This is a genomic window from Aeribacillus sp. FSL K6-3256, from assembly GCF_037965805.1.
GTDB lineage: Bacteria > Bacillota > Bacilli > Bacillales > Aeribacillaceae > Aeribacillus > Aeribacillus composti.
On record NZ_CP150188.1, the window covers coordinates 2,485,755 to 2,507,529 of the forward strand.

21 protein-coding genes are annotated in these 21,775 nt (G+C 40.6%); 1 reads left to right on the forward strand and 20 read right to left on the reverse strand.

The window, feature by feature from the left end; genetic code table 11:
- Positions 1-346: 346 nt before the first annotated feature.
- From NSQ84_RS11920 to lpdA, 6 genes are all read right to left on the reverse strand, one after another.
- Positions 347-1,324, reverse strand: a complete 978-nt coding sequence (locus NSQ84_RS11920; protein WP_063388142.1) for an aromatic acid exporter family protein — start codon at positions 1,322-1,324, stop codon at positions 347-349.
- Between the two features lie 77 nt (positions 1,325-1,401).
- Positions 1,402-1,839, reverse strand: coding sequence for a BrxA/BrxB family bacilliredoxin (locus NSQ84_RS11925; RefSeq protein WP_063388141.1), 438 nt, complete (start codon positions 1,837-1,839; stop codon positions 1,402-1,404).
- Positions 1,840-1,956: 117 nt separating this feature from the next.
- Positions 1,957-3,192 carry a dihydrolipoamide acetyltransferase family protein gene (locus NSQ84_RS11930; protein WP_327873851.1) on the reverse strand — a complete coding sequence of 412 codons (1,236 nt, stop codon included), beginning with the start codon at positions 3,190-3,192 and terminating at the stop codon, positions 1,957-1,959.
- Between the two features lie 31 nt (positions 3,193-3,223).
- Positions 3,224-4,207, reverse strand: coding sequence for an alpha-ketoacid dehydrogenase subunit beta (locus tag NSQ84_RS11935; RefSeq protein ID WP_063388139.1), 984 nt, complete (start codon positions 4,205-4,207; stop codon positions 3,224-3,226).
- Between the two features lie 13 nt (positions 4,208-4,220).
- Positions 4,221-5,213: a thiamine pyrophosphate-dependent dehydrogenase E1 component subunit alpha gene (locus NSQ84_RS11940; protein ID WP_063388138.1), complete on the reverse strand. Its 993-nt coding sequence runs from the start codon at positions 5,211-5,213 to the stop codon at positions 4,221-4,223.
- 17 nt (positions 5,214-5,230) lie between these two features.
- Complete coding sequence (gene lpdA / locus NSQ84_RS11945) at positions 5,231-6,652, reverse strand: dihydrolipoyl dehydrogenase (RefSeq protein ID WP_063388137.1); 1,422 nt, start codon at positions 6,650-6,652, stop codon at positions 5,231-5,233.
- Positions 6,653-6,863: 211 nt separating this feature from the next.
- Between lpdA and NSQ84_RS11950 the strand changes: the two genes are divergently transcribed.
- Positions 6,864-7,112, forward strand: coding sequence for a DUF2627 domain-containing protein (locus NSQ84_RS11950; RefSeq protein WP_063388136.1), 249 nt, complete (start codon positions 6,864-6,866; stop codon positions 7,110-7,112).
- Between the two features lie 20 nt (positions 7,113-7,132).
- Here NSQ84_RS11950 and spo0A read toward each other — a convergent pair whose 3' ends face one another.
- From spo0A to accC, 14 genes are all read right to left on the reverse strand, one after another.
- Positions 7,133-7,927, reverse strand: coding sequence for a sporulation transcription factor Spo0A (spo0A, locus tag NSQ84_RS11955; protein WP_063388135.1), 795 nt, complete (start codon positions 7,925-7,927; stop codon positions 7,133-7,135).
- A 382-nt stretch (positions 7,928-8,309) separates the two neighbouring features.
- Positions 8,310-9,599 (reverse strand): SpoIVB peptidase, encoded by a 1,290-nt coding sequence (gene spoIVB, locus NSQ84_RS11960; RefSeq protein WP_327873850.1) that lies wholly within the window; start codon positions 9,597-9,599, stop codon positions 8,310-8,312.
- Positions 9,600-9,714: 115 nt separating this feature from the next.
- A complete protein-coding gene (gene recN / locus NSQ84_RS11965) occupies positions 9,715-11,439 on the reverse strand; it encodes a DNA repair protein RecN (protein ID WP_063388133.1) in 1,725 nt (574 codons plus the stop codon).
- Between the two features lie 21 nt (positions 11,440-11,460).
- Positions 11,461-11,910 carry a transcriptional regulator ArgR gene (gene argR / locus NSQ84_RS11970; RefSeq protein ID WP_063388132.1) on the reverse strand — a complete coding sequence of 150 codons (450 nt, stop codon included), beginning with the start codon at positions 11,908-11,910 and terminating at the stop codon, positions 11,461-11,463.
- A 67-nt stretch (positions 11,911-11,977) separates the two neighbouring features.
- The gene (locus NSQ84_RS11975; protein ID WP_066247615.1) at positions 11,978-12,811 is read right to left on the reverse strand and encodes a TlyA family RNA methyltransferase; all 834 of its coding nucleotides are present in this window, start codon (positions 12,809-12,811) and stop codon (positions 11,978-11,980) included.
- Complete coding sequence (gene dxs / locus NSQ84_RS11980) at positions 12,804-14,705, reverse strand: 1-deoxy-D-xylulose-5-phosphate synthase (protein ID WP_063388130.1); 1,902 nt, start codon at positions 14,703-14,705, stop codon at positions 12,804-12,806. Before dxs ends, NSQ84_RS11975 begins: the two co-directional genes overlap by 8 nt.
- A 10-nt stretch (positions 14,706-14,715) precedes the next feature.
- Complete coding sequence (locus tag NSQ84_RS11985) at positions 14,716-15,336, reverse strand: hypothetical protein (protein WP_063388177.1); 621 nt, start codon at positions 15,334-15,336, stop codon at positions 14,716-14,718.
- Positions 15,337-16,099: 763 nt separating this feature from the next.
- Entirely contained in the window at positions 16,100-16,978 is an 879-nt protein-coding gene (locus tag NSQ84_RS11990; RefSeq protein WP_327873853.1) for a farnesyl diphosphate synthase, read from the reverse strand.
- Positions 16,978-17,217, reverse strand: a complete 240-nt coding sequence (locus NSQ84_RS11995; protein WP_063388128.1) for an exodeoxyribonuclease VII small subunit — start codon at positions 17,215-17,217, stop codon at positions 16,978-16,980. Before NSQ84_RS11995 ends, NSQ84_RS11990 begins: the two co-directional genes overlap by 1 nt.
- Positions 17,214-18,560, reverse strand: a complete 1,347-nt coding sequence (xseA, locus tag NSQ84_RS12000; protein WP_144596800.1) for an exodeoxyribonuclease VII large subunit — start codon at positions 18,558-18,560, stop codon at positions 17,214-17,216. The genes NSQ84_RS11995 and xseA overlap by 4 nt, the downstream gene beginning before the upstream one ends.
- A gap of 22 nt (positions 18,561-18,582) precedes the next feature.
- The gene (folD, locus tag NSQ84_RS12005) at positions 18,583-19,437 is read right to left on the reverse strand and encodes a bifunctional methylenetetrahydrofolate dehydrogenase/methenyltetrahydrofolate cyclohydrolase FolD (protein WP_063388126.1); all 855 of its coding nucleotides are present in this window, start codon (positions 19,435-19,437) and stop codon (positions 18,583-18,585) included.
- Between the two features lie 10 nt (positions 19,438-19,447).
- Positions 19,448-19,846 carry a transcription antitermination factor NusB gene (gene nusB, locus NSQ84_RS12010; RefSeq protein ID WP_063388125.1) on the reverse strand — a complete coding sequence of 133 codons (399 nt, stop codon included), beginning with the start codon at positions 19,844-19,846 and terminating at the stop codon, positions 19,448-19,450.
- Positions 19,847-20,004: 158 nt separating this feature from the next.
- A complete protein-coding gene (locus NSQ84_RS12015) occupies positions 20,005-20,406 on the reverse strand; it encodes an Asp23/Gls24 family envelope stress response protein (RefSeq protein ID WP_063388124.1) in 402 nt (133 codons plus the stop codon).
- 17 nt (positions 20,407-20,423) lie between these two features.
- Entirely contained in the window at positions 20,424-21,773 is a 1,350-nt protein-coding gene (gene accC, locus NSQ84_RS12020; RefSeq protein WP_063388123.1) for an acetyl-CoA carboxylase biotin carboxylase subunit, read from the reverse strand.
- Positions 21,774-21,775: the final 2 nt, after the last annotated feature.

The window sequence follows — 21,775 nt, forward strand, 5'->3', positions numbered from 1 at the left end:
GATTGCTCGTCCTCATACTACCTTTTGTTACATATTTTCCGATAAAGTCCATGAATTCCGCACATTCATTTTCGCAAAATCAATCTCGTCCGCTGCGGACTTTTGGCATCGTTGCCGCGAATTTTTTTACAGATCACGCTGATTTATTCCATAGCTGTTCACGAATATTTTCAGATCATGCGAACCGATATGGTGAACATTCTTAGCCGATTTTTTTCAGCAGACACGGTCCATTCTTCTGTTTGTATTTTGAAAAGTGCAGCTCATAAAGGCGTTTCTTCTAAACATATGTACGAAAAAAGCATTGACACGATCTCTCGTTTTATTGTGCTCAATGACAAGCGCTTCATCCTTTTCCTTTTTTGGCGTCGGCAAGACCTTTAAACTGGCTTTTAATAATTAAATATTGCTCCATTTCATATAAAAAATGATAAAGCCTTGCTCTCGTTTCAAATTCCTTTCTTGTTTTCGGAAGCGGTGCCCTTTCCATCTCTTTTTTGATGTCATCTAGCTTTTTTAAAAATTTCTTTGCTGTATTTCCGGAATGAATGTTGTCTTTTAACTCTTCAATAAACTGTGCAATAAGGTGCGCTTGTTCTACGTTTGCGGTGATCATCGTGAACGTCGGCAGCACTCGTTCAATGATTTCAAATTGTTTTTCTCTCATTTTAAAATATGCATAATATTGGTCTTCATGTCTTAGCAAACGATTTTCTACATTTCGGAGCGCCAATCCTTTCCCTTTTTCAATGAGATCGGCTGTCTCAGGAATTTCTTTTCCATCCCACGTATAGTCGCCTTCTCTTAAAAAAGCTACAATTTTTTCAAAAATAACCGCAAAGTTTTTTTCTACTTCTTTTCGATAAACATTAAGGTCATTTTCCAAGCTCGGCATATACAGATTCATTAAGAGCGCTACTCCGATCCCTGTCACAATAATCAAAAGTTCGTTTTGAACAATATCCAGCGTTATTTGACCTGCTTCATATAAGTGCAAAATAATAACAGCGCTCGTTACAATGCCTTCTGTCGTTTTAAAAAGCACCATTGTCGGTATGAAAAAAAGCAACAGAAATCCAATGACAATTGGATGGTAACCAAAAATTTCAAAAAAAAGAAAAGAAAACATCATTCCCGTTATACAAGCAAAAAACCTGGACCAAGCGCTTTTCAATGATTTCTTTTTTGTTACTTGAATACAAAGAATCGCGATGATGCCGGTGGAAACAAAATGGTTTAAATCCATCAGCTGTGCTAAAAATATCGATAGAGAAGCACCTATCGCTGTTTTTAACGTACGATAACCGATTTTAAATTTTCTCATTACTCATCACCATCATTTGCCTATTCTCTTTTCGAAATAAAAAAGGCGCCACATCTAAAAATGGCAGCCTTTTCTTTTTATACTTCGTCACAATATTGCTCGAATGCCTCTTGCAATTTTTGGACAACAGACATCGGCTCATGTCCTTCGATTTCATGGCGTTCAATCATGGTAACGAGCTTTCCATCCTTGAGCAGCGCAAAAGATGGAGAAGACGGCGGATAACCGGTAAAATAAGATCTAGCTCGTTCCGTAGCTTCTTTATCTTGACCTGCAAATACAGTCACTAATTGATCAGGACGTTTATCATAATGAAGCGCATGATATGCAGCCGGTCTTGCGATTCCGCCTGCACAGCCGCAAACAGAATTAACCATTACTAAAGTGGTTCCTTTTTTCGTTAAAGCTTCATCCACTTCTTCCGGTGTTTTCAATTCCGTATAGCCAGCGGCAACGATTTCCTCACGCGCTTGGCGAACTATGTCGTTCATGAAGAAATTAAAATCGATGCTCATTCATTCGCACCCCTTTCCCTTTTTTTCACCATTATATTGTTATCTTACAATAACAGCAATCTTTGAAGCAAATGTTAACCAATGTTGCTTAAGCATTATTTCTAATAACTCAAAGGACTAATATACGGATGTCGTTTCTTTCGAAATACCTTCTAATATTTGTTTTACTCTTTGCAAAAATCTTCCGCATACAACCCCATCTAATACTCTATGATCGAGAGAAAGGCAGAGATTCACCATATCGCGCACGGCGATCATTCCGTTTTTCATGACAACTAATCTTTTCACAATCGTTTCTACTTGCAGCAAAGCCGCTTGTGGATAGTTAATAATTCCCATTGATTGAATAGAGCCAAATGAACCTGTGTTGTTAACGGTAAATGTACCGCCTTCCATTTCCTTCGCTTCTATCGTTCCCGTTCTAACCTTTAAAGCAAGCTCGTTAATTTCTCGAGCAATTCCTTTAATGGATTTTTCATCAGTGTGTTTAATAACTGGTACATAAAGCGCATCATCTGTTGCAACAGCGATCGAAATATTAATGTCTTTCTTTTGAATAATTTTATCCCCCGCCCAAGTCGAATTCATTTGCGGATATTCTTTCAACGCTTCTGCAACGCTTTTCACAAAAAACGGGAAAAATGTTAAAGGAAAACCTTCTTTTGCTTTAAATTCTTCCTTGATCGAATTTCTTAACTCAACTAACCCAGTTACATCGACCTCAATCATCATCCAAGCATGGGGAATTTCTGTTTTGCTTCGCGCCATATTTTGAGCAATGGCTTTGCGCACCCCAGAAACAGGAATTTCAGTATCACCGGCTGTTTTAGGTGATTTATAGGATTTCGTTTCTTGGATCAAGGAGCCCTTTTTCGGTATATTACCTGCTTCAATCAGTTTCAACACATCTTTTCGGGTAATTCTTCCGAAAGCTCCCGTTCCGTTGACTTTTTCTAAATCAATATCATGTTCTTGAGCTAGCCGGAGCACTGCCGGAGAATACCTGTTTTTCATAGTCTTCTTTTCCGTTTCTTCTTTTTCAGCCGGCTGATGGTCATTAGCATAAAGACTGTCTTTTGGCTGAATGTTTTTTTCTTGTTCAACCGCCACAGCCTCCACTTCAATTCTGCAAATAACTTCGCCAACTTGGAGAGTATCTCCCTCCTCAGCTAAAAGCTCTTTAATTACACCTGTATATGATGAAGGAACTTCTGCATTCACTTTATCCGTCATAACTTCTGCAATGGGATCGTATTTGTTGACCTTATCGCCGATGGAGACGAGCCACTTGCTGATTGTTCCTTCTGTCACGCTTTCTCCTAATTGAGGCATTTTCATTTCTTCGATTAGCACGTTGATTCCTCCTTGAGATTAGGGTCAACTTTTAAAACTCTGCCAATTCTCTCATCGCTTTTTCAATTTTTTCTGCATTCATCATAAAAAATTTTTCCATTGTCGGTGCAAATGGCATCGCAGGTACATCCGGGCCTGCAAGCCGTTTAATTGGTGCATCAAGATCAAACAAACAATGCTCTGCAATAATGGCGGATACCTCGCTCATTACACTGCCTTCTTTATTATCCTCAGTCACGAGAAGCACCTTGCCGGTTTTTGAAGCGGCCTCAATAATAGCCTCCTGATCAAGCGGATATACCGTTCTTAAATCTAAAAGGTGGACAGAAATTCCATCTTTTTCTAATCGTTCAGCTGCCTGCAGAGCAAAATGAACGCACAATCCATATGTAATAACGGTAATGTCATCCCCTTCCAGCTTGACATCCGCCTTTCCAATCGGCAAAACATAATCATCTGCCGGAACTTCCCCTTTAATGAGCCTGTATGCCCGCTTATGTTCAAAAAATAAGACAGGATCATCATCGCGTATCGCTGCTTTTAATAATCCTTTTACGTCATACGGCGTAGAAGGTATGACAATTTTCAAACCGGGCTGGTTGGCAAATACCGCTTCAACAGACTGAGAATGGTATAAAGCACCGTGCACTCCTCCGCCAAACGGCGCCCGAATCGTAATCGGACAGTTCCAGTCATTGTTGGAGCGATACCGTATTTTCGCTGCTTCTGAAATAATTTGATTGACAGCCGGCATAATAAAATCAGCAAATTGTATTTCACAAACAGGGCGCATTCCGTACATGGCCGCTCCTATTCCAACGCCAGCGATAGCAGATTCAGCAAGGGGAGCATCGATTACCCTCTCTTCTCCAAACTGTTCATATAACCCTTGAGTCGCTTTAAAAACTCCTCCTTTTTTCCCGACATCTTCTCCTAGTAGAAATACTTTTTCATCTCGCTCCATTTCCTCACGAAGTGCAGCTGTAACTGCTTCGATATATGACATAATTGGCATCTTTTTTCCTCCTTCAGTTTCCATACACATGTTTCAGTGCATGTTCCGGAGCCGCATAAGGCGCATTTTCTGCATAATCAGTTGCTTCATCGATTATGCTTGCAATTTTCGTCTGCATATTTTGTTCCAATTCCTCTGTTAACAATCCAATTTCTTTTAAATAGGATGCAAACGTATAAATCGGATCTTTTTTCTTAGCTTCTTCGATTTCTTCTTTTGTCCGGTAGCTCCGATCATCATCATCGCTCGAATGGGGTGTAAGGCGGTGCACAAGCGTTTCAACCAATGTCGGTCCCTCTCCTCGGACAGCTCTTTCTCTCGCTTCCTTCACAACTTTATACACTTCAAGAGGATCGTTTCCATCTACAGTCACCCCGTGCATGCCGTACCCTGCTGCTCTGTCTGACACTTTTTCGCAAGCTAATTGCTTTTGAATCGGAACGCTGATGGCGTATTGGTTATTTTCACACATCAAAATGACAGGTAATTTATGTACTCCAGCAAAATTCGCCCCTTCATGAAAATCTCCTTGGTTCGATGATCCTTCCCCAAAGGAAACAAATGTGACAAAATCCTTTTTATCGATTTTTCCTGCTAAGGCGATCCCAGCTGCATGAGGAACTTGAGTTGTAACAGGGGATGAACCAGTTACAATCCGATTTTTCTTTTGGCCGAAATGTCCTGGCATTTGCCTGCCCCCGGAATTCGGGTCTTCCGCTTTTGCAAATGCTGATAGCATTAATTCTTTCACGGTCATTCCAAAGTGCAGGACAACGCCTACATCACGGTAGTAAGGCAAGATATAATCCTTTGTTTTGTCCAAGGCAAAGGCTGCACCAACTTGAGCGCCTTCATGCCCTTGACATGAGATGACAAATGGGATTTTTCCTGCTCGGTTTAAAAGCCACATCCGTTCGTCCACTTTTCTTGCAAGAAGCATCGTTTCATACATGTTTAATACGTCCTGATCCGTTAAACCTAAAGACTGATGACGATTTTTGGGCATGACAAGACCTCCCTAGCTTATATATGTATTGCTTTGCCATTTACCGCAAGAGCCGCTTCCATTATCCCTTCTGACAATGTTGGATGGGCATGAATCGTACGGGAGAGTTCCCAAGAGCTTGCATCGAGAAAGCTTGCTAAACTTCCTTCAGAAATCAGCTCTGTTGCATTTGGTCCGATAATATGAATTCCTAAAAGATCATCGGTCTTTTCATCTGCGACAATTTTGACAAACCCTTGCGGTTCTCCATAAATGAGCGCTTTTCCAACTCCTTGAAAAGGAAATTTTCCGATTTTGATGGTATAGCCTTTTTCCCTCGCTTCTTGTTCTGTTAAACCGATACTTGCAGCTGCAGGATTCGAATAAATACATTTAGGGACTTTTTTGTAGTCAATTGGCAAAACATTCTCTCCTGCAATATGTTCTACGGCGCGTATTCCTTCTTGCGATGCGACATGGGCAAGCTGAAGACCGCCGATGACATCACCGACTGCATAGATGTTTGATTCCTTTGTTTGATAAAACTCGTTTGTCACAATATAGCCATTATGGATTTCAATTTCGGTATTTTCCAATCCAATTCCTTCTGTGTTCCCTTTTCTCCCTATTGACAACAGCAGTTTTTCACTGTGCAAACTGATTTCTTGTCCATCCTGTTCGATGAACACTGTGATTCCGTTTTGTATTTCTGTTTTTTCAGGCAAAATCGATATATTCGTAAAAATGCGGACTCCTTTTTTCCTCATTAGCCGTTCCATTTCTTTACTTATTTCAATATCTTCTGACGGCAAAATTCGATCCGCCATTTCAAGGATCGTGACTTCAACTCCGAAATCAGAGAGCATAGATGCCCATTCCATTCCAATCACTCCGCCGCCCACAATGATCATAGATGAAGGAAGGCGTTGTAATTGCAATGCTTCATCTGACGTCAAAATAGTCTCGCCGTCAATCGTTAATCCAGGCAATTCACGAGGGCGCGATCCAGTTGCAATAATAACGTATTTCGGAAGTAAAATTTGGTTTTCCTCCCCGTTTTCCATCTCTACAGAAACTGTTCCTGGCTGCGGAGAAAAGATGGACGCACCTAAAATTCGTCCGATGCCATGAAACACATCGATCTTTCCCTTTTTGACTAATTGCCTGACCCCTTGATAAAGTTGAGAAACTATCTTTTCCTTCCGCTCCTGCACTTTATCAAAATTGACTTGAACATTGGACAGCTCGATTCCAAAGTCGCTGCTTTTTTTTGATTGAGCAAATATTTCAGCGCTTCGCAATAAAACTTTGCTCGGGATGCAGCCCGAATGCAAACAGGTCCCTCCAAGCTTTGATTTTTCAACAATAGCTGTTTTCATTCCGAGCTGGGATGCCCGGATCGCTGTAACATATCCTGCCGTTCCTCCTCCTAAAATCACTACATCATATTCTTTGGCCATGAAACTCTCCTTCCTTCATCTCTTCTATGTATGCTAAAAAACCGATTTTTAAAAATATTTATATAGAAAAGACGTATGCTCCTTGTCCATTCATCGTTAATAAAATGGCATATCTTCATCATAACATGTTTATTTGTATTGACAAATTGTAATATGATCGTAAAAATGAAATTGATTCGCTCTATTTTAACAGAAAGGGATATAAAGTCAAATGATAAGGCTTATTGCATTGTTGATTATGGTGATTCCAGGGATCCTGGCGGTTTACGGAATTAAATTAATGAGAGACATGCTTTTTGGCATTTTACAGCCCCCGTTTCCTTACTTATGGCTGCAATTTTTAATGGGTTTATTATTTTTCCTAGCAGGATTGTTCTTTATAGGAGGATTTATTTTGCATAGAGATAGAAAACGCAATCGAGTTCAGCCGCGTTTTCAGAAAAAAAGTAACCGCCGTTAGGCTCAGCGGTTACTTTTTTTTCAGGAGGCCTTATGCTCCAATCTCAATTTATCTGCCACCATTGCAATAAATTCCGAGTTCGTCGGTTTGGCTTTTGACATGCTGACTGTGTAGCCAAACAGCGATGAGATAGATTCAATGTTGCCGCGGCTCCATGCTACTTCAATAGCATGGCGGATAGCACGTTCCACACGGCTTGCCGTTGTGTTAAATTTTTTCGCAATATCTGGATAAAGCACTTTTGTAATCGATCCTAACAGCTCGATATCATTATAAACCATGGAAATCGCTTCTCTTAAATATAAATATCCTTTGATGTGCGCAGGAACCCCGATTTCATGAATAATGCTTGTAATACTAGCGTCTAGATTGTCATTTTTATTTTCAGAAACAGCAGAGCCAGATTTATGTAAAGATATATTTTTCATTAGAGGCGAAGGCTTTCCACTCACTTGACGAATATTTCCAGCCAGCTGTTCCATATCGAACGGTTTTAAAATAAAATAAGCAGCCCCTAGGTCGACCGCTTTTTTCGTTACATCCTCCTGGCCAAAAGCAGTTAACATGATTACGTTCGGCTTTTTCGCTTTGTTTAGCTCCTTGAGCTTTTGCAGTACTGCTAATCCATCTAAATGGGGCATAATGATATCCAAAACAAGGACGTCCGGGCTTTTTTCATTCAAAATATTTAAACATTCCTGACCATTGTAAGCAACGCCGATTACTTCCATATCCTCCTGGCTGGATAAATATTCATCCAAAAGGGCAACAAGCTCTCGATTATCATCAACGATACATACTTTAATTTTTTCCACACGCACTCCTCCCAATCCTCTTTACAAAATTATACATTGTTTGATCTACAAGATATTTTCGACAACTTTACAGAGAATCCTTTTCCTTTTTTAAAAAAAGTGAAAAATTATGTGTTTTTTCAAAGTTCTTCTTATTATGAATAAAGTTTTCGATTTCAAGCAAAATTCTCCTCTAACAAACATAAACAGCGTTTTTGTAATAAATATGTATGTCGAATTAAATAAGTTTATACATAAATTTTCGCTTGATTGAGCCAGTACACTTCCCTTGCTTTTAAAGCAAACAGCCCACTTCACAAAACTCCTTTATGTGAACGTGACGTTTTTCGCAAAAGGATTTATGTCAGAACGCTGCATCATGTAATAAGAAAAAGCGAGTGCGTTAACTCGCTTTTTGCTGCTTTTCGTCCATACTAATCCCTGCGTCTTGCAGCATCCATTCAATGTGAACACCGTAACCAGATGTCGGATCATTGACAAATACATGAGTCACAGCGCCAACCAGCTTTCCATCTTGAATGATTGGACTGCCGCTCATTCCTTGAACAATGCCTCCTGTTTTCTTAAGCAATTCCTTATCTGTCACTTTTATGACCATACCTTTTGTTGCAGGAAACTTTTGATTAACGGTACTGACAATTTCTACATCAAATGCTTCCACTTTATTTTGATCTACCACTGTTAAAATTTGTGCAGGACCTTCTTTCACTTGATGTGAAAAAGCAACTGGTATCGGTTTGTCCATAATTCCGTTTTTCACTTCTTGATTCAGCCTGCCAAATATGCCGAATGGACTGTTTTTTGAAATAGAGCCGATCACTTCATGTTTTTCTGAAAATCTTGCTAATTTTTCACCTGGACTTCCGCCTCTTCCTTTTTCAATCGACGTTACCGTAGACCGGACAATTTTTCCGTTTTCAACCACAATCGGTTTTTTTGTATCCATATCTGATATAACGTGCCCAAGAGCACCGTATTTTTTTGATTTCGGATCATAAAACGTCATCGTTCCAATGCCTGCTGCAGAATCCCGTATATAGAGACCGATACGATACGTTTTGTCGCTTTTGTCTTTGACTGGTGTCAATTTCGTGTTGAGAACTTTGTTGTTGCGTTTTACTTCGATCGCTAAAGGGCGGCCTGTTCTTCCTGCTTCTTGTATAAATGGAATAATATCACTCATTTTTTCTATTTTTGTCCCATTAATTTTTGTTATCATATCGCCGACTTCTACACCTGCCGATTCACCCGGTGATTTTTTTCCGGCTTCAGTTTCAATTTGGTGAAAGCCGACTACTAAAACACCAAGTGTATTTAACTTAACACCGATCGATTGGCCTCCAGGAATTACCTTTAATTCCGGGAGAACTTTGACATTCACGTTTTTAACCGGCATGCCTTTTATTTCATAGAGAATTTGTCCATCTCCAGATTTCGTGCCTTTTAGCTGCAATTCGTCCCCGCTTTCCGACACTTTGAAAGCGTTTTGAACATCCTGAACTTGAGCTTGAGCTGGAATAACATTTTTTTCTATTGTATAAATGTCATTTTCAAAAATGGTGATTGTTTTCGGAATGTGTAAATATTGTCGCACCTCTTTTGAAAAGCCTAAACTGATTAAAGAAACAAGGAGAATCGTACCAATTATTTTTCTGATGTATTCTAAAGTCATTTCTTCACTCTCCTCGCTCCTAACCCACACCATATGACTATTTCACATGGCTACATCTAATAATTTTTCCTTGAGCGAGGTCATTTATAACTTTTTCTTAAAGAAATTATTTCCGCTAGGAGGATTTCACCGATATAGCCAGATCCAACAGCTCTTTTGCATGCTGCTTCGACAATTCCGTCACTTCTGCTCCAGCAATCATCCGGCCGATTTCTGCAATTTTTTCTTTTTCAGAAAGCGGAATAACCTTTGTTTTCGTTCTTCCCTCTTTGCTTACTTCCTTAGCAATTAATAGATGGTTGTCAGCCATCGCTGCAACTTGAGGAAGATGCGTGATGCATAGCACTTGAGAGTTAATCGACACCTGATAAATTTTTTCTCCGATCGCTTGGGCGACACGGCCGCTTACACCAGTATCCACCTCGTCAAATATGATGGAAGTAATTCCTTGATGCTTGGAAAAAATCGTTTTTAAGGCAAGCATGATTCTTGATAATTCCCCGCCGGAAGCAATTTTCGCAAGAGGCTTAAGAGGTTCGCCTGGATTGGTGGAAATGTAAAATTCCACAAAATCCATGCCGTCACTTCCAAATTTCGCTGGAATTCCATCGATCAAAGCGGAATCTTGGGCCTCTTTCTGCGAAAATTGAACCTTAAATGTAGTTTTATCCATGTACAGCTGTTTTAATTCAGATGTGATTTGAGCAGTTAGCTTGTTTGCATATTTTTTTCTTATTGCCGTTAAATGTTGGGATTTTGTCAGCAGTTCTTCGACGACAGATTTAAGCTCATTTCTAAGCGTTTGAATATGGCTATCACGGTTTTCAATCGTATCGATCTCTTTTTCAATTTCATCTCTATATTGCAAAATGTCTTTGATTGTTTGCCCGTACTTTCGTTTTAACCGATGAATGACATGGAGGCGGTCCTCTATCATATTTAACCGATCAGGATTAAATTCCATGCGTTCTAATTCATTTCTAAGCTGAAACGTTAAATCCTCTACAACGTAAAAACTGTTCGACAGCGTTTCGGACATTTCTTTTAACTGTTTATTAAATTCTGCTGCTTCTTCTAAATGATTCATGGCAAGTCGTAAAAAATCAAGCCCGCGCTGCTCTCCTTGCAGCGATTCATAGCTATTTTTCAAGGCTTCATAAATTTTTTCAAAATTTAACATTTCCTGCCGTTCTTCCTGAAGCTTTATATCTTCATCCATTTTTAAATCGGCATCGTCAATTTCCTTTAATTGAAACTTCAATAAATCCAATCGATGCGCCATCTGCTGCTCATTTTCTGAAAGGGCTTTTAACCGCTTTGTTAAGTCCGCGTATTTTTTATAAAGCTTTACGTATGCATCCTTTGCTTTTTTCACTTCTTCGCCGCCATATTCGTCGAGAAGATGAAGATGCTTTTGCTCGTCCATCAGCTCTTGATGATCGTGCTGTCCGTGTATATCGACTAATGTGCTCCCAATATCCCGGAGAATTCCGATTGTGACAAGCTTTCCATTAATTCTGCAAATGCTTTTTCCGTTAGCGGAGATATTCCGGTTTAAAACAATCATGCCTTCACTAGCATCTATTCCTAATTCATGGCACTTTTTCAAGCACGGATGGTCCTCTTCTTCCAATATAAACAACCCTTCCAATTCAGCGCGCTTTTCACCGGCTCGGACAAATTCAGAAGAACCGCGTCCTCCTACAAGAAGAGATATAGCATCAATAATGATCGATTTCCCAGCACCTGTTTCTCCCGTCAGCACTGTCAGCCCTTTTTCAAAAGAAAGAGATAGGGATTCAATAATGGCAAAATTTTTAATCGACAATTCCGCTAACATCGCATTTTCACCCCAAACTTGTTAAAGCATGTCCAAAAATTTTTCCGTCAACGTTTTGGTGTCTTCATTCTTCCTGCATATAATTAAAATCGTGTCATCGCCGCAAATTGTCCCTAATATTTCTTCCCAGTCCAAATTATCAATTAATGCACCAATTGCATGAGCATTTCCCGGCATTGTTTTCATCACAAGCAAATGTCCGGCAGAATCGATTTTAACAAATGCATCCATCAATGCTCTTTTCAGCTTTTGATGGGGATTGAAGCGCTGATCTGCGGGCAGGCTGTATTTATAACGTCCATCAGATGTCGGAACCTTCACTAAATGGAGCTCTTTGATGTCGCGGGATACGGTTGCTTGGGTGACATTAAAACCTAAATTTTTCAGCATTTCAACTAGTTCATCCTGCGTTTCGATTTCGTAATTTGTGACAAGCTCTCTAATTTTAATAAGACGCTGTCCTTTTGTCATTAGCGACCACCCCTATTCTCTTTCCTATTATGATATCTCATAGAAAAACAGGAATAACTTGTATTCGTTATCCCTGTCTCTTTATTTTTAACGTCGAATGAGCGTTTTTCACAATTTCTTCAATTGTTTCCGTAAATTTTATGTCACCTTTTTCTTTTGCCCCTCCCCAATACAAATGGAGCAAAAACTCTATATTCCCGTTGCTGCCAGTGATCGGAGAGTACGATAAATGTAAGCAATCAAATCCTTCATTGATTGCAAAGGCCGTTATGTCATGCAAAACTTCCTCATGAACCCGAGCATCTTTCACAATTCCTTTTTTCCCGACTTTTTCTTTTCCTGCTTCAAATTGCGGCTTAATTAGCGCGACGCATTCACCAGTGGGCACCAAAATGGTTTTTAAAACAGGGAGGATCAATTTTAAAGAGATAAACGATACATCAATGGTAGCAAATTCCGGAAGCCCCTTTTGAAAATCCTCCGGCTTTACATAACGGAAGTTTGTCCGTTCCATCACGATGACACGTTCATCTTGACGCAGCTTCCAATCCAATTGATTATACCCGACATCCACCGCATAACATAATTTTGCGCCGTTCTGCAAGGCGCAGTCGGTAAATCCACCCGTAGAAGAGCCGACATCTACCATAATTTTTCCTGCCACACTGATTTCAAATTGTTTCAATGCCTTTTCCAGCTTTAAACCGCCTCTTGAAACATAAGGGATCGCATCTCCCTTTACAGTTAACGGGATGTCGCGATCAATTTTTTCGCCAGGCTTATCCAATCGTTTTTCATTTGAATAAACAAGCCCGGCCATAACGGCCCTTTTTGCTTTTTCTCTCGTTTCTGCAAGTCCTCTTTCTACAAGCAATACATCTAAACGTTCCTTTTTACCCATATTTGATTCCTTTTTCTTTTTTTGGTATTACTTCGAGCACATTTTTTATTATTCCTTCTTTTGTTAATCCAATCTCTTCTAATAGTTTTTCCACGCTTCCATGCTCGATAAAGCGATCTGGAATTCCCATTCTTTTCATTGTAAGATTTGTAAAGCCATGCTTTTCAGCAAATTCTAATACCGAGCTGCCAAAACCGCCTTCAAGAACTGCTTCCTCTACTGTTAAAATCGGTATTCCTTCGTTGAAAATCTCAAGAAGCATTTTCTCATCAAGCGGCTTTAAAAAGCGGGCATTGACGACTCGAACGGAAACATTATTTTTGGCAAGTGCTTTCGCTGCATCCAATGCCATTTTAATCGTCGTTCCAAATGTTAAAATGACAGCATCTTTACCTTGTAAAAGAACTTCCCACGTACCGATCGGAATTTCTTTCAGCTCAGGATCAAGAGGCACACCCAATCCTGTTCCTCTCGGATAGCGAAGAGCGATCGGCCCTTCATCGTACTTCAGAGCCGTATAAACCATATGCTGTCCTTCATTTTCGTCTTTCGCCATCATTAATACAATGTTTGGTATATGGCGCAAAAAAGCGATGTCAAATACTCCCTGATGGGTTTCTCCGTCAGCTCCGACGAGTCCTGCGCGGTCAATTCCGAAAAACACATTTAAGTTTTGTCGGCAAATGTCATGAACCATTTGGTCATAACCGCGCTGCAAAAAGGTTGAATAGATTGCCAAAAACGGCTTCATATTGGCAGCAGCAAGTCCTCCTGCAAGCGTCACCGCATGCTGCTCGGCAATACCGACATCAAACATTCTGTCCGGAAATTCTTCTCGGAATTTTTCAAGTTTCGAACCAACCGGCATGGCTGGTGTAATTGCAACAATTCTTTCATCGTTTCTCGCTAATTTTCGAACTGTTTCACTTACTAATTCACTCCAAGACGGAGCCGATATTTTCGGTTTAACAAAATCGCCTGTTTCAATTTTATACGGGCCTGTTCCATGCCATGTTCCAACCTTGTCTTTTTCGGCAGGCAAATAGCCCTTTCCTTTTTTCGTGATAACATGCAGCAAAACAGGGCCTTTTGTTTTTTTGGCATAACTAATGTTTTCCATCAATGCCTGAAAATCATGTCCGTCAATCGGTCCAAAATAGGTAAAGCCAAGCTCCTCAAAAAACATGCCCGAAACGAATAAATATTTCAGACTGTCTTTAAGCCGTTCTGCTGTTGAGGCAAGCTTTCCTCCGACAGCTGGAATTTTTTTCAACAAGTATTCCAACTCTTCTTTTACCCAGTGATATTTGCCTGTTGTTCTTAATCTTCCAAGTATATGATGAAGAGCACCGACGTTTGGAGCAATAGACATTTCATTATCGTTTAACACAACAATAATATCCTTTTGTTCATGGCCGATGTGATTCAATGCTTCAAGCGCCATGCCTCCGGTTAAAGCACCGTCGCCGATAATCGGCACAATATATTCATCCGTTCCTTTTAAATCGCGGGCAATAACCATTCCCATTGCCGCAGAAAGTGAAGTTGAACTGTGCCCCGTTTCCCAAACATCGTGCTCGCTTTCTGAACGCTTCGGAAAACCGGACAATCCTTTATACTGCCTCAACGTATCAAACTCTTTCGCCCTGCCTGTCAAAATTTTATGAACGTACGCCTGGTGACCTACATCCCAAATAAATTTATCTTTCGGGCTGTCAAACATTTTATGTAAAGATATTGTCAGCTCAACTACTCCTAAATTTGGTCCAATATGTCCGCCGGTCACTGACAGCTTTTCAATTAAAAATTGGCGAATTTCCGCGCTCAATTGCTCCAGTTCTTTTATTGAAAACTTTTTCAGAAATTTTGGATTTTCGATGGACAATAGATCCAAAACGGATCACTCACTTTCGCTTTTTAGATATGCTTGCTTTTTTATGATTCTTTCCTTTTTTCTCTTTCATCAAAACAATATTAAATCTTTTTTCAAAAAAATAAAATATCTTTCCGACATAAAAAATAATCGGAGTTGAAAAACGGATTGCAAACGCCTTTCCAAACGCTTTTCCTCCGACAGTAAGAGCAGCTACAATGCTTGTGAATACGATTGAAATCGTAAACTCAAGCGCCGAAGTTTGACGGTCGGCAAACGTCACCGCCAGCTGCACTACGACAACAGCCGAGGCTGTTCCGCTGATTATGCCGGAAATATCACCAATAACATCGTTGCAAAAGTTCGAAAAGCGATCGGCATTTCGGATAATTTGAATGGCATGCTTGGCACCGCTCACACGCTTTGACGCCATCGCATGAAACGGAACCTCATCTGCTGATGTGGCAGCAATGCCGAGCATATCAAAAAAAATGCCGATTAAAACGATCACAAAAACGATCATCATACCGGCAGCCCATCCGACGCCTTTCAGGAGAACAGTTGATACAATTGAAAAAAGAGCCGCTAACACGAATGTGATAACGGCAATTCCTAAACTCCATCGTATTGAATATCGAATTAGCTCTTTCATCATGAAATGCATAACACCTGATTTCTATGTAAAAACTATATATAACGAAATGGAGTGGTCATATATAGAGTAAACATTACGGCTTAGGTCCAGTAGGTTTTCCCAGTCAAGTACCAGGCGTTGCCGCCCCGGCGGTTTCCCTTTAAACCTGACTTAGCGCTGTCGCCAAACGCTAGACTGGATTGCCACTTAGTCCGTACTACAATCCTCTATATATGTCATGTGAACAGTCTAGGAGTTTTCCTCAAACAGCCTTTAGCCGGTTCCTAGCCTCTTTTGCAGAGCCGATTTCATATGTCACATAAGAAACTCTTTCATTGGCCATATGAAAAAGTTCCTTGTTTCCATAATCCCCTCGGCCTCCACTCAAGGCAGGCTACGCTGTCCGCGCCTCATAGCACTATGAAGCGCGTAGACAGGTTCATACCCATTTTGCACATAAAATGGGCCTCCGCGGAAAGAGGGTCAACGCCCACATGCCATTGTGGATCGCCCTCTAACCTTAACCCCCAGCATCAACCCAAGGCTGGGCGCCTCAAGCCAACACCAGGAACTTCATCGATGTGCCCTTTAGCGGATTTTTAGGCCCGCCTTCAGAACCGGAGGGCTGACTAGAATACTGCACCACTCCATCATGTTTTCTGACAGAATTATATCATATAGGAGTGTTTTCCTCAACTTGTTGGAGAATGCACACATTCAAATGCGAATCCCGTTCCTCACATTTTGTCGACCCGTTGGAGGTGCACCGAATTTTCATCGTTTAATGTTCGCGCTCCCCAATTAAATCACAAAACGATAATAGAAGCTCATTGTTTATGGAACATGTTTGCAAAATAGCCTTTGATGTTTCAATATGCTCCGACAATTTTTTCTTTGCGCCTTCCAAAGACAGTACGGACAAATACGTTGTTTTTTTATTCTCTTCATCGGAACCAACAGGCTTTCCGATCTTTTCTTCGTCTCCTTCAACATCTAATATGTCATCTTTAATTTGGAAGGCAATGCCTATATGGTATGCGAATTCCTTTAATTTATTTATTTCTTCAATCGACGCCTCAGCAATAATGGCACCTGCAATAATACTGAAAGCCAGAAGCTTTGCTGTTTTATGCTCATGAATATATTCAAGCTGTTTTAAAGTTAATTGTTTGTTTTCTCCTTCCATGTCGGCAACTTGTCCGCCAACCATTCCTTCTGCACCAGCCGCCTTTGAAAGCTCTGAAATGAGCGTCAATTTTACGCGATCTGAAAGCTCTTCAGCATCAGCAATCAGCCGAAAGCTTTCAGTCAGTAATCCGTCACCTGCCAGCACGGCTATGGCTTCTCCATATACTTTATGATTGGTCGGCTTTCCTCTTCTAAAATCATCATTGTCCATGCATGGAAGGTCATCATGAATGAGCGAATACGTATGAATCAATTCCACCGCACATGCGACCGGGTAGCCAATTTTCTCTTCTTTTCCATACGAATGGAGAACGGCAAGCAAGAGCATAGGGCGCAGACGTTTCCCGCCGGCATTTAAGGAATAAATCATCGATTCTTTAATAATTTTCGGGGCATTTAATCTTTCAATATATGTGGGAAGAACGGAATCAATGGCAGCTTTGCGCGTTTTTAAGTATTCCGGAAAAGACATCACTTTTGTTCTTCCTCCTGTGCTTGGAAAGGTTTGATCGTTCCATCTTCATCAAGAATAAAATCCAATTGCTTTTCAGCTTGCGTTAATTTTTCATGGCAAAGCTTTGAAAGCTTCATTCCTTCTTGAAAATATTGGATCGCCTGTTCTAATGGAACATCTCCGTCTTCTAATTTTAAAACAATTGCTTCCAGCTCTTTCATCGCTTCTTCAAACGTTAATTCTTTTTGATCATTCATGATCTTCTCTCCTCAATTTCAGATACTTCACAATGGATGGTCCCGTCCTGCAATTTAATTTGAATAAAATCCCCTTCAGCCGTTTGTTTTACGCTCTTTACCAGCTTATCTTGTTTATACACAAGGCTGTATCCACGTTCCATAATCTTTAATGGGCTGAGCGCATCAAGTTTAGAAGCCAATGCTTGAAAGCGATTCAGCTTCTGTTGATATAAAGCTGTCATCTCGCGCAGCATTTTTTTGTCCAGATCCTTCATTCTTGTCTTCGCCCGCTCAATTTGGTCATATGGAAGTTCGTTTTTAAGACGATTCGTCAATAACAAGTATCGGTTCGTTTGATCGTTTAAGTAACGTTTTCCTGCTTTTTTAAAACGTTCGAATAAAATGTCCAGCTCCTGTTCTTTTTGCATATAAAGCTTTTTCGGATATTTGAATGCATATGAGTTGGTTAAGCGGAAAAGCTTGAGCTTTTCCTTTTTGATCCGTTCCTTTAAAGCGTTCGTCATTCTAATGTTCCGTTCCCGGATCTTTTCGATTAAATCCGTTATATTAGGAACAGCCAGCTCTGCTGCTCCGGTTGGAGTCGGCGCCCGAAGATCGGCGACAAAATCTGCGATTGTATAATCTGTTTCATGGCCTACAGCAGATATAACGGGTATTTTTGATTTAAAAATTTCCCTTGCCACCACCTCTTCATTGAAAGCCCACAACTCTTCAATCGACCCGCCTCCTCTTCCAACAATGAGGACATCGAAATAACCGAGGGAGTTGGCAAGCTGTATTTTATTCACAATCGATTTTCCCGCTTGTACACCTTGAACAATTGCGGGAATAACCACCACTTTTGCCACAGGGTATCTTCGTTTGATCGTTGTGATGATATCCCTGACGGCTGCACCTGTCGGCGATGTGATCACACCGATCGTCTTTGGAAAGGCAGGAATCGTTTTTTTATGCTTGACATCGAACAGCCCTTCTTGCTCCAATTTTTTTTTCAGCTGCTCGAATGCAAGATAAAGCCCTCCTACTCCATCAGGCTCCATTTCCTTTGCATAAATTTGGTATATTCCTCCGGGCTGGTAAATGGTAATTTCACCGCGTACCAATACGTTCATCCCGTCCTCTGGGCGAAATGGAAGAGAACGGTTAAAACTTGAAAACATAACCGCCTGTATTCTGGCATGCTCGTCCTTTAACGTAAAATAAATATGTCCGCTGTCATGAATTTTTACGTTTGATAATTCGCCTTTTACCCAAATATCGCGCAAATGTGGATCAACATCAAATTTTCGCTTAAGGTATTTTGTTAACGCCGAAACGGTTACAAATTTTTTGTTACTCATGAACAACTCCTTTAAAGCAAGTTTATGGACGTACCCGCTTCTTTGCGGATTTAACCGTATTATAAACCAGCATCGTAATCGTCATTGGACCTACTCCGCCGGGAACAGGAGTAATGGCGCTTGCTTTTTCTTTTGCCTCATCAAATTTTACATCGCCTACAAGTTTTCCGTTCTCAAGTCTATTGACGCCAACATCTATTACGACTGCACCTTCTTTAATATGATCAGCACCTATGAAATGAGGACGCCCGACAGCAACGATTAAAATATCTCCTTGGATCGTATGCTCCCGCAAATTTTTCGTTTTCGAATGGCAATATGTAACCGTTGCATTTTCGTTTAGAAGCAATTGTCCGACCGGTTTTCCGACAATATTGCTTCTGCCAACAACGACAACATGCTTTCCGGCAATTTCGATATTTGCAGATTTGATCATTTCAACAATTCCGGCCGGTGTGCACGGCAAAAACGCATCCTGTCCCGTCATCATGCGTCCAACATTAATCGGATGAAAGCCATCCACATCTTTTTCTGGAGAAATTTTTTCAATGACTGCTGTTTCATCAATATGGTCAGGTAACGGAAGCTGAACAAGAATTCCGTCATAACGATCGTCCTGATTATATTTTTCTATCACTTCAAGCAGTTCTTCTTGTGAAATCGACTCCTCCAAATGTTCCAGCTTAAAAGAAACGCCGATTTCCTCCGAAGCTTTTTGCTTCCCCTTAATGTAAGAAAGGGAAGCAGGATTATTTCCAACTAAAATAATGGCAAGGCCGGGTGTTACCCCTTTTTCCTTTAATTGTTCCACTTCTTTCTTTAACTCGCTTCGCATTTCTTTTGCCAATTCTTTTCCGTCAATAATCGTCGCCACCATCTTTTTCCTCCTAAGCTTTTTTTTCTAACTCTTCTTTTATACTTGAGAGGACACCATTTACAAATTTGCTCGACTGAACATCTCCGAACATTTTAGCAAGTTCAATCGCTTCATCAATTGTTACATTGAACGGAATATCCGGTTCATATTTCATCTCATATACAGCTAAACGCAAAATGGCACGGTCAATGTTAGCCAATCTTTCCAATTTCCAATTGGTTAAATTCCTTTTTATCAATTCGTCAATTTCGTTTTGATGTTCAACCGTTCCGAGTACAAGCTTATTTAAAAATGGATCATGTTCATTACCGTCCAAAACATGATTGATGGCTTCCTCAGGAAGCGCTTCAGCCAAGTCAATTTGAAACAGTGCCTGCAATGCCTTTTTCCTAGCTGTTCTCCGTTTCATCTTTTTGCTCCTTTTTTCAAACTATGTCGAAATGTCATATATGAATCATATCATAACTGCCTCTTGTATCACATATGAAAGTTCATCCGAAAAGAAATTTCAGAATCTTTCTTATTATTCTTTATTTTAAACAAAAAAGGGGAGGATATCCTCCGCCTTTACATTTCCTCTTGAATTTCAGGCTCTTCCGTCTTCGTTTCAAACTGAATGCCCACTACATGAATGTTGATTTCGTTGATTTCAAGCGCCGTCATCGTTAAAAGCGTTTGACGAATGTTTTCTTGTACTTTCTGTGCAACAGCCGGAATGGAAACCCCGAAATTCATGACACAATATACATCAATGACAATGCCTTCTTCACCTAAGTCTACTTTTACGCCTTTACCATGATTTTTTTTGCCAAAGCGTTCAGCGACTCCTGAAGCGAAATTGCCGCGCATTTGGGCTACCCCTTCTATTTCAGATGCGGCAATTCCGGCGATGACTTCAATGACTTCCGGAGCGATTTCCACTTTTCCAAAGCTTGCTTCATGATTCATTTCCAATCCTGTATCTTTCAAATAGTACACCTCCAAAATTATGACATGATTTTATAATTTTCAAGAAATCTAGTGTTGAACTCCCCGCTGATAAATTTTTCATGATCCATTAATTTCAGGTGGAAAGGTATGGTTGTATGCACTCCTTCTATAACAAATTCACTTAAAGCTCTTTTCATTTTGGCTATCGCTTCTTCCCTTGTCGCTCCGTGTGTAATCAGCTTTGCGACCATTGAATCATAATATGGCGGAATGGAATAGCCAGGGTAGCAGGCAGAATCAATGCGGACACCCGGTCCGCCCGGAGGCAGGTACATTTCGATTTTACCAGCTGAAGGCATAAAATTCTTTTCCGGGTTTTCTGCGTTAATTCTACATTCGATCGCCCAGCCGTTAAATGTAATGTCTTTCTGTTCAAAGCTTAGTGGTTCGTTTGCTGCAATCTTGATCTGCTCTTTGATCAGGTCAATGCCTGTGACCATTTCAGTAACAGGATGCTCAACTTGAATGCGGGTATTCATTTCCATGAAATAAAATTGCTCATTTTTATAATCAAAAATGAATTCCACTGTACCTGCACCGGAATAACGCACCGCTTTGGCTGCTTTTACAGCCGCTTCCCCCATTTTATGTCGCATTTTATCAGATAGTGCAGGAGAAGGAGTTTCTTCCACCAGCTTTTGTAAGCGCCTTTGAATGCTGCAGTCCCTTTCACCTAAATGAACGACGTTTCCATGGTGATCGGCAAGAATTTGGATTTCAACATGGCGGAAATCTTCAATACATTTTTCAATGTAAACGCCTGGGTTTCCAAATGCTGTTTGCGCTTCCTGCTGAGTAATTTGGATCCCTTTCCGCAAGCTTTCTTCGTCATTCGCAACGCGTATTCCTTTTCCTCCGCCTCCGGCGGCTGCTTTAATAATGACTGGATAACCGATTTGATTTGCGATCTCAACTGCTTCCTCTTCGCTTTTAATGATCCCTTTTGACCCAGGCACAATCGGAACACCCGCCTGCCGCATTGTTTCCCTAGCAACATCTTTTTTTCCCATTTTTGTGATTGCTTCTGGACTAGGGCCTACAAAAACAATGTTGCAATCATTGCAAAGCTCGGCGAAATCAGCGTTTTCTGCCAAAAATCCGTAGCCTGGATGAATGGCTTCTGATCCAGTCAGCGTCGCTACACTCACGATGTTCGTAAAGTTTAAATAGCTGTCTTTAGATGCAGTCGGTCCTATGCAATACGCTTCATCTGCAAGCTGAACATGCAAGGAGTCTTTATCCGCCTCAGAATATATGGCGACTGTTTCGATCCCTAATTCCTTGCAGGCGCGTATGATTCTTACTGCAATTTCTCCTCTGTTTGCTATCAGCAATTTTTTAAACATTT